The sequence below is a fragment of the Pseudomonas mosselii genome, assembly GCF_019823065.1.
GTDB classification, from domain to species: Bacteria; Pseudomonadota; Gammaproteobacteria; order Pseudomonadales; family Pseudomonadaceae; genus Aquipseudomonas; species Aquipseudomonas mosselii.
Genome location: NZ_CP081966.1, coordinates 4,387,295 through 4,399,463, shown reverse-complemented (window position 1 = coordinate 4,399,463; position 12,169 = coordinate 4,387,295). Strand labels below are relative to the sequence as shown.

General features: G+C 52.6%; 15 protein-coding genes and 4 pseudogenes. 14 read left to right on the top strand and 5 right to left on the bottom strand.

The features are described 5' to 3' along the window. Positions 1 to 179 precede the first annotated feature (179 nt). The 14 genes and pseudogenes from K5H97_RS20345 to K5H97_RS20280 all read left to right on the top strand — a co-directional run. Positions 180 to 467, top strand: a pseudogene (locus K5H97_RS20345) (EndoU domain-containing protein); the annotation flags it as partial. A 6-nt stretch (positions 468 to 473) separates the two neighbouring features. Next, positions 474 to 632 carry a MafI family immunity protein gene (locus K5H97_RS20340; protein ID WP_155952731.1) on the top strand — a complete coding sequence of 53 codons (159 nt, stop codon included), beginning with the start codon at positions 474 to 476 and terminating at the stop codon, positions 630 to 632. A gap of 374 nt (positions 633 to 1,006) precedes the next feature. Next, positions 1,007 to 1,441 carry a hypothetical protein gene (locus K5H97_RS20335; RefSeq protein ID WP_143496155.1) on the top strand — a complete coding sequence of 145 codons (435 nt, stop codon included), beginning with the start codon at positions 1,007 to 1,009 and terminating at the stop codon, positions 1,439 to 1,441. 188 nt (positions 1,442 to 1,629) lie between these two features. After that, a pseudogene (locus tag K5H97_RS20330) lies at positions 1,630 to 2,226 on the top strand (transposase); the annotation flags it as partial. 187 nt (positions 2,227 to 2,413) lie between these two features. Then, on the top strand, positions 2,414 to 3,046 hold the full coding sequence (locus tag K5H97_RS20325) for a hypothetical protein (RefSeq protein WP_028692815.1): 633 nt from the start codon (positions 2,414 to 2,416) through the stop codon (positions 3,044 to 3,046). Positions 3,047 to 3,217: 171 nt separating this feature from the next. Continuing rightward, on the top strand, positions 3,218 to 3,910 hold the full coding sequence (locus K5H97_RS20320; RefSeq protein WP_028692816.1) for a transposase: 693 nt from the start codon (positions 3,218 to 3,220) through the stop codon (positions 3,908 to 3,910). Positions 3,911 to 4,184: 274 nt separating this feature from the next. Next, the gene (locus K5H97_RS20315; RefSeq protein ID WP_143496071.1) at positions 4,185 to 4,445 is read left to right on the top strand and encodes a hypothetical protein; all 261 of its coding nucleotides are present in this window, start codon (positions 4,185 to 4,187) and stop codon (positions 4,443 to 4,445) included. A 162-nt stretch (positions 4,446 to 4,607) separates the two neighbouring features. Further along, positions 4,608 to 5,012: pseudogene (locus K5H97_RS20310) on the top strand (IS5-like element ISPsp10 family transposase); the annotation flags it as partial. Positions 5,013 to 5,039: 27 nt separating this feature from the next. Further along, positions 5,040 to 5,204 carry a deaminase domain-containing protein gene (locus tag K5H97_RS30085; RefSeq protein ID WP_158216132.1) on the top strand — a complete coding sequence of 55 codons (165 nt, stop codon included), beginning with the start codon at positions 5,040 to 5,042 and terminating at the stop codon, positions 5,202 to 5,204. Positions 5,205 to 5,217: 13 nt separating this feature from the next. Beyond that, the gene (locus tag K5H97_RS20300; RefSeq protein WP_081791652.1) at positions 5,218 to 5,577 is read left to right on the top strand and encodes a hypothetical protein; all 360 of its coding nucleotides are present in this window, start codon (positions 5,218 to 5,220) and stop codon (positions 5,575 to 5,577) included. Between the two features lie 182 nt (positions 5,578 to 5,759). After that, positions 5,760 to 5,990 (top strand): annotated as a pseudogene (locus tag K5H97_RS30080) (polymorphic toxin type 43 domain-containing protein); the annotation flags it as partial. 328 nt (positions 5,991 to 6,318) lie between these two features. After that, entirely contained in the window at positions 6,319 to 6,567 is a 249-nt protein-coding gene (locus K5H97_RS20290) for a hypothetical protein (protein WP_155952733.1), read from the top strand. Between the two features lie 309 nt (positions 6,568 to 6,876). Next, entirely contained in the window at positions 6,877 to 7,401 is a 525-nt protein-coding gene (locus K5H97_RS20285; RefSeq protein ID WP_028692818.1) for a hypothetical protein, read from the top strand. A gap of 159 nt (positions 7,402 to 7,560) precedes the next feature. Then, on the top strand, positions 7,561 to 8,031 hold the full coding sequence (locus tag K5H97_RS20280) for a hypothetical protein (RefSeq protein WP_143496075.1): 471 nt from the start codon (positions 7,561 to 7,563) through the stop codon (positions 8,029 to 8,031). Positions 8,032 to 8,197: 166 nt separating this feature from the next. On the opposite strand, the gene K5H97_RS20275 is transcribed toward K5H97_RS20280, so the two are convergent. The 5 genes from K5H97_RS20275 to K5H97_RS20255 all read right to left on the bottom strand — a co-directional run bounded on the left by K5H97_RS20275 (position 8,198) and on the right by K5H97_RS20255 (position 12,169). Next, positions 8,198 to 8,623, bottom strand: coding sequence for a hypothetical protein (locus K5H97_RS20275; protein ID WP_139121094.1), 426 nt, complete (start codon positions 8,621 to 8,623; stop codon positions 8,198 to 8,200). Positions 8,624 to 8,927: 304 nt separating this feature from the next. Further along, the gene (locus K5H97_RS20270; RefSeq protein ID WP_051555768.1) at positions 8,928 to 9,788 is read right to left on the bottom strand and encodes a glutathione S-transferase C-terminal domain-containing protein; all 861 of its coding nucleotides are present in this window, start codon (positions 9,786 to 9,788) and stop codon (positions 8,928 to 8,930) included. Between the two features lies 1 nt (position 9,789). Further along, on the bottom strand, positions 9,790 to 10,437 hold the full coding sequence (locus K5H97_RS20265; protein ID WP_051555769.1) for an FMN-dependent NADH-azoreductase: 648 nt from the start codon (positions 10,435 to 10,437) through the stop codon (positions 9,790 to 9,792). Positions 10,438 to 10,643: 206 nt separating this feature from the next. Next, a complete protein-coding gene (locus K5H97_RS20260; RefSeq protein WP_028692820.1) occupies positions 10,644 to 11,081 on the bottom strand; it encodes a PaaI family thioesterase in 438 nt (145 codons plus the stop codon). An 11-nt stretch (positions 11,082 to 11,092) separates the two neighbouring features. Further along, positions 11,093 to 12,169: an acyl-CoA dehydrogenase family protein gene (locus K5H97_RS20255; protein WP_028692821.1), complete on the bottom strand. Its 1,077-nt coding sequence runs from the start codon at positions 12,167 to 12,169 to the stop codon at positions 11,093 to 11,095.

The following is a 12,169-nucleotide window of genomic DNA, read 5'->3' as shown; positions in this document are numbered from 1 at the left end:
TTATTGCATGTCCAATTTTTGCAGTGGTGTACTTAAGAGTCGGAAAAGGGGACCGGAAAAGGGGACAGATTTATTTTTCCTACTCTAATTCCAGCTCCTGGCAGCGAAGGGATCTAGCTGTCATGTAGGTAGGCCGAGATTAGGGTGGGGGAAATAAATCTGTCCCCTTTTTTCGCAGTGGCCATATGTGGCCAGGTCAACCAGGGAAGACAGTTTTCCCTCAGAGTTGGTCGGCAGATAAAATAGTTCACGAGGTTGGCGACATTGCGACGTCTCCTAATACCAAGTGGTACGCCCAAACAGGAACTGGCGGGACTTATACAAGCAAAGGCGATCCTGCCAAATGGGTTGCTTATGAAGTGCGTGACGGAGTTCGTATGCGTGTTGTTTACCAGCCAGCTACAGGCAAGGTGGTCACGGCCTTTCCCGACAATGCACCAATTCCAACCTATAAGCCCATAAAGTAGGTCTCTATGTACGCTAATCGTATTGTCAAATTTGGAGAGCGATTCCAGGGGCGGCTAGATTCTACGCTGCTTCAGGGAGCATTAGATTATGTCGGATATAGTGAAGAGAGCCTGGCTTTCGAGATTTTGTGTGACCATGTTTGCGAATATGATGTATCTATATAGGGGAAAAGGGGACAGATTTATTTTCCCTACTCTAATTCCAGATCCTGGCAGCGAAGGGATCTAGCTGTCATGTAGGTAGGCCGAGATTAGAGTGGGGGAAATAAATCTGTCCCCTTTTTTCGATTTTACTATTGATCTTGGGCGTGAAAAAGTATGAAAGTGGCTGAAAATTGGACAGGTCTATTTTTTCTACTGTAGGTTTGGTTCCTGTGGGGCGAAGGGATCGAGGAGTCATGCAGGGTAGGCCGAAATTAGAGTATAGAAAGAATTTGTACCCTTGTCAGTTCCGTCTCGTTCAATGTTTATATTAGAATCCAGGGTGGTTGGTTGAATATTTCGTCCGGTCGTCTGGCTCAGTATATAGGGTGGCAGTGATGGCGAATGGTTTATTCGTTCCAGTGAATAAGATTCCTGAGCTAAAAATGCTTAAAGTAAGGCTGAGGAAAGAACTGTCTAGTCTGGGGTATGTGACGCAGAGAATAACCGTTGGTGTAACTTTGGTGGATAGTGATTGTTTGTTGGATAATATGATTTACATCATGGATCATGAGGGTGACGCGTGCTGTTGGTTGACCTTCATGAGCGCGGATGATTCTTTGCTAGAGGTGAGTGAGAATGGAGTGCCATTTATTGCTCATGTTTCGGGAGGGACTGGACGGGGGAGGCGTCTCGCTTTAGCTGTTTCCTATGGTGTATCTGTCGAAGGGCAAGGAGAGTGTGTTTATGATGACGGTCGCCTGTATTTGGGGGGAGGAGCAGGTTCTAGTTCTATAGAGGGGCTCAAGAAATTATTGGTGGAGCTGAAATGATTAGGTGTCTGCTAAAAACGAAAAGGGGGGCAGGTCTACTTTTTCTAATCTAATTTAAAGAATAGGGAAAAGGGGACAGATCTATTTTTCCTACTCTAATTTCGGCCCTTGTGGGGTCGAGGAAATCGAGCAGTCATGTCATTCTCCTGATTCATCAGTCGTCAGGGTGATCCAAGGAGGATGCCGTCATGCCTAGAGGTGGACGAGTACTGCTACCACATTGCCCGCATCATATTGTCCATCGGGGTCACAATCGACAGGTTGTGTTTGCGCAAGATACGGACTTTCAACGCTATTTAGCTGATCTCTGAGAGTTGAAGGATGCCTTTGGAGTGAAAGTCTATGCGTATTGCTTGATGACCAACCATGTGCATCTATTGCTGGTTCCTGATGATGCTTGCGCAGGACTTAGCCAGCTGATGAAGACGCTGGCGGCGCGAGCGACGCGCTATCGTAATCGAGTAGAGGGTCGTACCGGTACATTGTGGGAAAGTCGTTTTAAGTCCAGCATTGTGCAGTCTGACACCTACCTGTTGGCTTGTTGCCGCTACATCGAATTGAATCCAGTCCGGGCGCGGATGACAGTTGAGGCTGGTGATTATCCTTGGTCGAGTTATTCGATCAGGATGGGAGCTGCAAAACGGCAGAATTGGCTTGATGATAATCCCTTGTTTGAAGCATTAGGGGAAACTGAAGAGCTCCGGCGCAAGCACTACGCCGAGTTTGTGAGGCAGGCGATATCGGACGAAGAGCTTAGCCTGATTCGAGACGCGGAAGGAAAAGGGGACAGATTTATTTTTACTGCTCTAATTTCGGCTCCTGGCAGCGAAGGGGTCCAGCTGTCATGTAGGTAGGCCGAGATTAGAGTGGGGAAAATAAATCTATCCCATTTTTTGCTTCGCGATGGTAAGTGTTTTATCAAGGGCTGTGTGCCGGTCGACTATATTAAAGCGGTAAAAAAATAGGTTTCTTATGGAGCCGAAAATATACGAACTTTTGAATCACATTCCAAAACATGCGGATTATGCCGTGAGTGCAGGAGATTTGGATCCAGAGGATATTCCACAGGATAGAATTGACGCCGTGCTGGATTTGCTTCGTCATGCGAATAACGATGAGGAGCACTTCTTGGCTGCGAAGTTACTGACCAGTTGGGGCATCCATGAAGGGTTGATTGCCTTGGAGGGGAGAATGGACAAACCTGGAGGCATTGAAGGAGTCTATTTTCATCGACTGCACGGATACGACGACACTTATCACCAAATACTCTTGGCTGTGACTCGGTATTTTGTCAACGTGGCTGATCGTGGAGATATCGAGGCTGCGAGAGTCCAGATCTATTTCCCCCTATCGAAAATCATTGCTTTGGCGAATAGTGAACCGTTTGAAATAGCCAAAATTTTTGATTTCGCGAGTAGTGAAAACTACTCAGAGTATGTGCCTCTTGTTGAAAAGCACCTTGTCGCCATAATTGATCATCCCGAAATACATCGCTGGAAAATTTATAATGCTATTGAGTTTTTGATGGTTTTCAATCCCGGTTTCGTTGCGTTTCTATTGAAAGAGAAAAATAAGACGATTGATGATTTTAGGCCGGTGACATAAGGGCGATAGCCTCGGTGCAAAAGCAACTGGTGCAGCTGAAGTACCGGCTACGTCTGCAATAGATCTATTTTTCCTACTCTAATATCGGCCCTTGTGGGGTCGAATAGGTCGAGCAGCCATGTCATTCTCCTGATTCATCAGTCGTCAAGGTGATCCAAGGAGGATGCCGTCATGCCTAGAGGTGGACGAGTACTGCTACCACACTGCCCGCATCATATTGTCCATCGGGGTCACAATCGACAGGTTGTGTTTGCGCAAGATACGGACTTTCAACGCTACTTAGCCGATCTCCGAGAGTTGAAGGATGCCTTTGGAGTGAAAGTCTATGCGTACTGCTTGATGACCAACCATGTGCATCTATTGTTGGTTCCTGATGATGCTTGCGCAGGACTTAGCCAGCTGATGAAGACGCTGGCGGCGCGAGCGACGCGCTATCGTAATCGACTGGAGGGCCGTTCCGGTACCTTGTGGGAGAGTCGTTTTAAGTCCAGCATTGTGCAGTCTGACACCTACCTGTTGGCCTGTTGCCGCTACATCGAATTGAATCCAGTCCGGGCGCGGATGGTAGCTGAGGTTGGGGACTATCCTTGGTCAAGTTATTCGGCCAGGATGGGGGCTGTGAAACGGCAGAATTGGCTTGATGAAGACCCCTTGTTTGAAGCATTGGGGGAAACTGAAGAGCTCCGGCGCAAGCGCTACGCCGAGTTTGTGAGGCAGGCGATATCGGACGAAGAGCTTAGCCTGATTCGAGACGCTATTCAGCGAGGACAATTGACGGGTAGCAGCCGGTTCGTGGATGAGATCGCGCAGATCACTGGAAAACGTATTGAGCGAAGGAAGCAGGGCAGGCCGAAATTAGAGTAGATAAAATAGATCTGTCCCCTTTTTTGGTCCTTTTTTGGTCCCCTTTTTTGCTCCAGCTCCTGGCAGCGAAGGGATCTAGCTGTCATGTAGGTAGGCCGAGATTAGGGTGGGGGAAATAAATCTGTCCCCTTTTTTCGCATAAGTCTGCTGCGGCTGCTTTTGGGAAAAGCAAAGGCGGGCAGTCAATTCCTTTGAATCAAGTGATTTTCTCGCGGGGCGAGAAAACTATTCAGCTAGATAGGCAGGCTATTAATAGCTTGTTAGGGAGATAAAAATGGCTAAGTTTCTATGTCGATGCTCTCATGTCATTAGCTTGGTTAGCTCTCCTGTTTCAGAGGAGTTCACTCTCGTTCCAAATAAGTTGTTGTGTGAATTGGCGGAGCGAGCTGATAAAGGAAGAATTCCTTTTGATGAGTTTTTTGATCGTATAGATGTAGTTGGAAAGGATGTTATTACTTGTCCTGCATGCGGTAGAGTTTGGATAAGAAAGGATGAAGGGGCAGGATATTGGCCCTATCTTGAAGAAAAGGAATAGCATTCCATCCGGGACAGACGGAAAAGGAGACGGAAAAGGGGACAGACGGAAAAGGGGACAGATCTATTTTTCCTACTCTAATTCCGGCTCCTGGCAGCGAAGGGAGCTAGCTGTCATGTAGATGGGCCGAAATTAGAGTAGGGGAAATAAATCTGTCCCCATTTTTTCCTCTCAGGTGGTCACGCCAGTGACATATCCCATGCTCAGCGACTGCTGGACGGTGTCCACATCCCTTTGAACCGAGGTAGGCCACGCAAGCGCTGCCGCTGGCTCCTGGCCGACAAAGGCTATGACGCAGAATCCTTGCGGCAATACTGCGACCGCTATCGGATGCAGCCGGTGATTCCGCTGCGTGACATGAAACGCAGACCGAAGCCGGGCTTACCGCGCCTGTTTGACAAGCCCAAGTATCGGCAGCGGAACGCCATCGAACGGCTATTTGGTTGGCTGAAGGAGCACCGCCGCCTGGGTACACGCTACTGCAAGCTGGCGGAAAGCTTTGCTGCAATGGTCACGCTGGCTTGCTGGCGACGGTGTTTACGACATTACTTTTCGTACAGTGCCTAGCTGTCATGTAGGTAGGCCGAGATTAGAGTGGGGGAAATAAATCTGTCCCCTTTTTTCGGGAGCAATTATTCTGCTGTCGGACGTATAAACTTAGCTTCCGAAAAAGCTGTATGCCCCAGCTGTACGGGAGTGGTTTTGCAGTTTAGGGAAAGGTACCCAAATATTCAGTTGAATGTATTTGCGCGGGACTAATGTAGAGGTGATTATGAAGTATTTAGAGATTAGGTCCGAGATGGAACTAATGTTTAAGCGAGGGGCCGGTGAGCAACGCCTGACATTGTATCAGGCTTTTGGTTACGCCTATGATGAGATGGATAACTATTTACAGTCTAAGGACGAAGGCGTTCGCTTGGCTGCCTATGTTTCATTGTTTATAATTCCTGTAAAAGCTGGATTGGAATTTATAGCGGAGGATCCTTTGACTCGGGATGTTGCGTCTGAGTTTATGGAAGTATACTCTCGTTTTAAAGTTGGAGGCTTCTGTCAATTGTTTGAAGATGGGGCGGTTATGCTGGTGGATGCTAGGGAGGTATTTGATTACTTGGTGAAATTTGGTTTGGTCTGATGTTGCAGGAAGAAGGGGCAGGTTTGAATGGCACTTACTTCGTCATCAATCCTTTGATTTGAAGGGAAGAGCAGAAAAAAGAGCAGAAAAAGAAGAGGGCGGAAAAGGGGGGCGAAAAAGAAGAGAAAAAGGGGGCAGATCTATTTTTCCTACTCTAATTCCAGCTCCTATCCTCCAAAGCTGTACAAGGGTTGAGTAACTCAAAACCTATTGACTTTATTTATGATCCGGTTAGTCAGCGGTTCATCATGGGGCGGAATCAATTTGGGCATGATGGGATATTAAATGCTGGAAAAATTCCGTCCTCTGACGCTATCGTCGGTGGCGGGATCTGGAAGGAAAATGGAGTTATTCGAACCTATGAATGGAGCGGGCATTACGGAATGAACTGGACTCCAAAGCTTCGTGAATAGTTCAAGTCCTTTATGACTAGTCATGGTGTGGATGTTACACATACTCCTGGAATATCTAGATGATAGATGAGCTGAAAGAAAAATTATTAATGGAGCTTGCTAGACTTGAAGGGCCATGGGAGAGCAAAAAAGAGTATGGCTCTGAAGGGGCTATCTTGAGTTGGCTTCCTGTGGCGAAGTTGTGTGGCGGACGTTTTTTATTGGGACTTACTTCTGGAGGTCTTTGGGCTAGATCAACAGAGTCGTTTGTGTACACGTTTGGGGATGAAGCTGAGTGTGTGTTTTTTTGCCTATACTAGAGGGTTCTCCAGGAGTAGTACGCTGCAAGATGATCGATGGGCTTAAAGTATATGGTCTTTCAGAGTGGGTTTTGGATTTTCTTCCATTTGAGAAGGTTGTTATAGAAGGTCTTGGGAGTCAGAGTGAATACTGGTCTGGTCTGGCGCTGAAGTGGGCATTGTTCGTTCCGAGGTCTGATATTTTGAAAGAGGAAATATATGCGTTGAGTAAAATCGGAGAGACTCAACAAATTCGTCACTCAGCAAGAAAGGTAGCTAAGCAGCTAAAAGATTCATGATATGAAAAGCGGAAAAGTGGAAAGGGCAGTGGAAAAGAGTGGAAAAGGGGACAGATTTATTTTTCCTGCTCTAATTCCAGCTCCTGGCAACGAAGGGATCTAGCCGTCATGTAGGTAGGACGAGATTAGAGTAGGGAAAATAAATCTGTCCCCTTTTGGTGTCCTGTATGATGTGTCTAACTCTCGGATTAAGGTCGTCGAATGGAATCAGGCACCGAATGGATCATATTTCCCCAAGAAGGGGAACGACACAAAAGCCTTTGAGGGAAATGTTCCTCAGTCGGTTCTTGAACATTTAGGGTTGAATTGATGAAAGCTTATCAAGGTTGTATTTCTAAAGATTCGTTGAATCTATTTGCTTCAGATATTGGCGTTGGAGAGTTTTTTTCATATGTAGGGAGCTTGGTTTCATTGGAACAGGCGATTTCTGTTCTGGGTTTGCTTTCTCCCGATTTTGTTGAGGTTGATGGTCATGTTTTTTGGCTGCCTAATGCACAGCAATACGATTCGCAAAAAAAATGTTTGAAGGGGCTGGTCGAGACTGAAGCTGGTGCGTTGGAGCAAAGCACATCGCGTAAAGATGTTGAGCGGTACAGAAACATTTTCTCAATAAATCAGTTCTTTTCAAAGTGGGAGGATTCGCCGAATCGACCCGTATTTAAGGTTGGGCTGTCGGAGGAGGATTATCGTCTTTGTCATTTATTTGCCGAGCAGATCGCTAGGTATTGGAAGCGCGCGTTGTCAGACTGCTTTCCAGAGAAGGTTTTCCAGTTTGAGATCGCTGATGATCTTCTCGATGAGTATGGGGTTTGCCTGACATTCTGGCAACTGTAGTTGTAATCAACTGGCCAAATGAGGAGGAACGGTTCGACGAGTTTGTCGAATTTGTTCTAACCACCTTGAGGGCTAGGAAGCCTGAGCGTGAGGAAGCCGAAAAGGGAAAAAAGCGGAAAAGGGGACAGATTTATTTTTCCTTTGTAGGGTGTTTAAAAAATGAGTGAACAAAAGCTGATAGAGCAACCAGCGGTTGACAGAATTGAAAAGCTGATTTCTGATCTTTCTGTCAATAGGAATAGTCGTTCTGAGAACGCCCTCTGCAAAGAAATACGACCGTTGTCAGGTAGTAAAAGAATGGAGGTTGTACAGGCATTGGCCAGTTTTAATGTTCGTCTGGGCGCAGATGTTGCAGCTCGAGTCCACTTGCCAGTTTATTATCAAGTGCAGTTGATTAGAAGCCTGCTTGCAGATGGTGGAAGTAATAAAATAAAGCAGTTCGTGGTGCGGTTGTTCGTACATCGAATGAAGACGGCTGTGGTTGTAAAGGAGTTGATGGCTGCGAAATGTAGGTATCCGAATGCGGTGAGCTTAATGGCGTACTACTATTCGAGTCTCAAGAGGGTTCGGTGTCGTGCTCAAAAAGATGCCCTTTTTTTGCTGAGGGATTTCAGGATATGTGGAGTTTAGATGGTCAAGTGTTAGCAGCTGCTATTCCGGTATGGATATTTAATTATCGTATAGTCGAGTTCTAGTTTTCTGCCCTGTATCACTAGAGTCTAGCTGGGCTGGATTGCAACTTGCGGCACCAGATGGATAAAGCCCCGCACAAGGCAGGGCTTTGAACGTGGCAATTTTATTTAAGGTAGCCGTTCTGGCGCATCCGCAAGCTGTAGATCCAGACAGCAACCAGCAGCATTGCTTGCAGGGTGCCCGGGAGTACGTACCAAAAAGCCTGCGGGTAAAGGCTCGCCGGAAGGCGGAAAATTTCTGGGAACATGAGCGGGATCAGCGTCAGGCCAAAGAGCAGTGCCCCAAGCAGGAACCATACGGACTTCGCGCTGCGCCTGTACAACAACACGCTGCTTGTGACGAGTAGAATGCATGACAGTGCTGGAGGCGCCAGCATAATCATTGCGAAATCACCCACCCTTGCCATTTCCCATCCTTCACCGACTAGCCAATAGGCAATTTTGCTGGTGATGAGCAGGCAGTAGATTACCGCAACCGTGACTAGCATCGGACGTGGGGCGTTCCGTACCTGAGGTGCACTTTTTTCCATAACTTCCAGATCTCATGGCGTGGCGGGTTAATCCGGCCAAAGTGCGCAGTCTACTGGAGGATTGGTGGATCTTGAAGTGGCCTGAAAACACCATTCTACTTTTCGTACAATGCTTAATCGCACTCATCTGTAAGCTACGCGTTCAAGATGCTTGAAGTTTGCTCTCGAGTTCAAGCCGCCGGGGCTGCCTTGTAGCCCTTTCGCGGCAAAAGGCCGCTCGTACACGGGGATGCGGCCTCCTGTACGAGCGGCCTTTTGCCGCGAAAGGACCGCAAAGCGGTCCTGCGCCGCAAACGCCAACTGCTCAGTTCAACCAGCTCAACGCCGGCCCCTGGGGCACGATCCGGGTCGGGTTGATGTGGTTGTGCGAGTAGTAGTAATGCAGCTTGATATGCGCCATGTCGATGGTGCGGTAGATCGCCGGGATCTGCGTCAGGCGCACCAGGTACTGGTACAGCGCCGGGTACTCGGCCAGGGTCTTGTGGTTGGTCTTGAAGTGCACGTAGTACACCGCCTCGTAGCGGATCAGCGTGGGTAGCAGGAACAGGTCCGACAAGCTCAGCTTGCCGCCCACCAGGTACGGCTGCTTGCGCAGCCGGTGCTCGAGGGTGTCCATGGCCGCGAAGAACTGCTGGAAGGCCTGGTCGTAGCTCTCCTGGTCCGGGGCGAAGCCCATGTGGTAGACCATGCGGTTGATGTTGGTGTGCAGCCACTGGTTGAGCTCGACGATGTCGCAGCTGGAGCGGTCGGGCACCAGGTCGATCGGGGTCTTGGCCAGGGGCAGCAGGCGGGTGGCCATCTGCAGCGCCAGCTCCGCCGAATCGTTGTGCACGATACGGTTCTGCTGGCGGTCCCACAGCACCGGCACCGACTGGTTGCCGGTGAAGCCCGGGCGCGAACGCTCGTACAGGCTCGACAGCAGGGTCACGTCTTTGTGCAGCGGGTCCTGGTCGTGCTCGTCGAACTCCCAGCCCTGGTCGTGGCGGCGCGCCGCCACCGAGGTGACGTCCAGCGCGTCTTCCAGGCCCAGCAGGCTCTGCACCAGGTGCACCCGGTGCGAGAACGGGCAGGCGTGGGAAATGTACAGGTGGTAGCGGTTGGGTTCGGCCACCAGTTCGCTGAGGAACAGCTCCTGGACCGACGGGTTGTCTTGGCTGCGGGTCATCTTACCTTCCTACGGCGGTGGCCAGGCTTGGGCATGGGCGTTCGCCGAGGGCGGCGATGCTGTGCTGGATCTTCAGGTTGGCGGCGGCCAGGCCTGCGGCCAGGCTCTCTTCGCCCATGCCCAGGCCTTCGGCGTAGATGAACTCGACGCTGTTCAGGCCGACGAAGCCCAGGGTCTGTGACAGCCAGCCAGCCAGGGTGTCGGTGCCCTGGCTGTAGATGCCACCGCTGGCGTTGAGCACGTGCACCGGCTTGTCGTCGAGCAGCCCGACCGGGGCGCCGTCGACGTAGGTGAAGGTGACGCCGCCGCGCACGATGTAGTCGACCCAGGTGTGCAGGATCGACGGTGCGCCGAAGTTGTAGCGTGGCAGGCCGATCACCACGCGGTCGGCTTCCTGGATCTCTTCGATCAGTTCGTTGGACAGCTTCAGCGCCGCGGCCGCCTCGATGCTGCTGGCGTCACCGCCGAACAGGGCGTCCATGGTCACCGCATTGAGGTGCGGGATAGGCTGGGCGTGCAGGTCGCGTACCGCCACCGACGCTTCGGGGTTGACCTCTTTGAGCTGCTTGAGGAAGTTGTCCACCAGTTGGCCGGAGAAGCCGCCATCGGACTTGATCGAGGAGCGGATGACCAGGACCTTGTGATTCATTGCGCGAATCCTTTCTGTGATGTGTGTGATAGCCAGTCTTGAGCAATCGGGCGGGAGTGAAAAGCGCAGATAATCAGGGTATTACCCTTAAGGTTGTCATGTATCGCCAGGGGCTCTGGGCTGGAACGAGCGCGGGGCAAGCCTGCTCCCACAATTCGCGTGGGAGCGGGCTTGCCCCGCGATGAACGTGATGGGTGATTACGCCATTACCACTCGCGCTTGAGCCTGAACTTGCTCAGCTGCGCGCTGGCGATGCGTGTCTGGCTGCCGTCGGCGTTGACCCGCCAGGCCTCGGCCTGGGTGAACATCAGGTTGCGGCCGTCGCGGATCACCTTGGCGTGGAACAACACCTCGGTGTCGCGCGGCGTGGCCGACAGCAGCAGGGTGTTGAAACTGTTGGTCAGGGCGTACTCGTCCGGCCCCAGCAGGGGCAGGGTGGCGAGCATGCTGGTGACGTCGAGCATCGAGTAGATCACCCCGCCGTGCAGGGTCTGGCTCAGGTTGTCGATGGCATCGGTGACGGTCAGCCGGCAGGTGCACTGGCCGGGGGACTGTTCCAGCATTTCCAGCCCGCAGTAGCGCTGGTAGGCGTGTTCGAGCAGCGCGCGCGAGTGCGCGGCGGCGTGGTCGCTGATGGTGCTCATGGTGTGATCCTTCACAGGTGCCGGGCAATGATTTCCAGCATGATTTCGTGGGTGCCGCCGCCGATGGCCAGCAGGCGGGCGTCGCGGTGGATGCGTTCGACCAGCGAGGGCTCGACGCAGCCGTGGGCGCCATGCAACTGCACGGCGTCGCGGGCCAGGGTTTCCAGGGTCTGCACGGCGCTGTTCTTGGCGATGGCCACCTGGTGCGCGTCCAGGGTGCCTTCGGCCTGGCGGGCCACGCAGGTGTCGACGAACTGGCGGCTGACCGTCAGCTGCGCGTAGTGCTCGGCCAGGCGCTGGCGGATCACCGACTTGTCGAACAGCGGCTTGCCGCCGACCTGGCGGCTCTTGCACCAGTCGATGGCGGCCTGCAGGGCCATGTCGGCGCTGGTGATGGCCATTACCGCCAGGTTCAGCCGCTCCTGCTGCAGGCTGGCCTGCAGCAGGCGGCCGACGCCGCCCTTGCCGGTCAGGCGCAGCGCTGGCACGTCGACAAGCTCCAGGTCGGCCAGCGGCAGGCAGCGCCAGCCCAGGGCCTGGCGCGGGGTGTGGCGGATGCCGGCGGCGGAGCCTTCGACCAGGAATAGCGCCAGGCCGTCCTCGCAGTGGCCGACCATCAGCAGCCAGTCGGCACGGGTGGCGTTGCAGATGAACGCCTTGTGCCCGTTCAGCCGGTAGCCATCGGCCTGGCGCGTGGCCCGGCACTCCAGGGCGCGCAGGTCGGAGCCGGCCTGGCGCTCGGTGATCGCCAGGGCGATGCTCTGGCGGCCGTCGAGCACCGCCGGCACCAGGTCGTGGACGATCGGGTGGCCGGTGGCCTGCACTGCCTTGAGGCTGACGAAGTGCGAGCCCAGGCCCATGGTGATGCCCTGGGCGCCGCTGCGGGTCAGCTCCTCGATCAGCACCGCCACGGCCCGCGGGTCGTCCGGCAACTGGCGGTGGTCGTGGCCCAGGCCGAGCAGGCCGGCGGCGCCGGCCTCGCGGTTGAGCGTGGCCGGGTAGGCGCCGAGCTGCTCCCAGGCCGCCACGTTCGGCGTGATGCGCTCGCTGACGAAGGCCTGCAGGCGCTGGCGGTATGCTTCACTCAT

What these genes read in the sequence shown, in the direction of transcription:
- K5H97_RS20340 (WP_155952731.1), top strand. Translation starts at nt 474, where the DNA reads ATGTACGCTAATCGTATTGTCAAATTTGGAGAGCGATTCCAGGGGCGG.
- K5H97_RS20335 (WP_143496155.1), top strand. Translation starts at nt 1,007, where the DNA reads ATGGCGAATGGTTTATTCGTTCCAGTGAATAAGATTCCTGAGCTAAAA.
- K5H97_RS20325 (WP_028692815.1), top strand. Translation starts at nt 2,414, where the DNA reads ATGGAGCCGAAAATATACGAACTTTTGAATCACATTCCAAAACATGCG.
- K5H97_RS20320 (WP_028692816.1), top strand. Translation starts at nt 3,218, where the DNA reads ATGCCTAGAGGTGGACGAGTACTGCTACCACACTGCCCGCATCATATT.
- K5H97_RS20315 (WP_143496071.1), top strand. Translation starts at nt 4,185, where the DNA reads ATGGCTAAGTTTCTATGTCGATGCTCTCATGTCATTAGCTTGGTTAGC.
- K5H97_RS20300 (WP_081791652.1), top strand. Translation starts at nt 5,218, where the DNA reads ATGAAGTATTTAGAGATTAGGTCCGAGATGGAACTAATGTTTAAGCGA.
- K5H97_RS20290 (WP_155952733.1), top strand. Translation starts at nt 6,319, where the DNA reads ATGATCGATGGGCTTAAAGTATATGGTCTTTCAGAGTGGGTTTTGGAT.
- K5H97_RS20285 (WP_028692818.1), top strand. Translation starts at nt 6,877, where the DNA reads ATGAAAGCTTATCAAGGTTGTATTTCTAAAGATTCGTTGAATCTATTT.
- K5H97_RS20280 (WP_143496075.1), top strand. Translation starts at nt 7,561, where the DNA reads ATGAGTGAACAAAAGCTGATAGAGCAACCAGCGGTTGACAGAATTGAA.
- K5H97_RS20275 (WP_139121094.1), bottom strand. Translation starts at nt 8,623, where the DNA reads ATGGAAAAAAGTGCACCTCAGGTACGGAACGCCCCACGTCCGATGCTA.
- K5H97_RS20270 (WP_051555768.1), bottom strand. Translation starts at nt 9,788, where the DNA reads ATGACCCGCAGCCAAGACAACCCGTCGGTCCAGGAGCTGTTCCTCAGC.
- K5H97_RS20265 (WP_051555769.1), bottom strand. Translation starts at nt 10,437, where the DNA reads ATGAATCACAAGGTCCTGGTCATCCGCTCCTCGATCAAGTCCGATGGC.
- K5H97_RS20260 (WP_028692820.1), bottom strand. Translation starts at nt 11,081, where the DNA reads ATGAGCACCATCAGCGACCACGCCGCCGCGCACTCGCGCGCGCTGCTC.
- K5H97_RS20255 (WP_028692821.1), bottom strand. Translation starts at nt 12,169, where the DNA reads ATGAGTGAAGCATACCGCCAGCGCCTGCAGGCCTTCGTCAGCGAGCGC.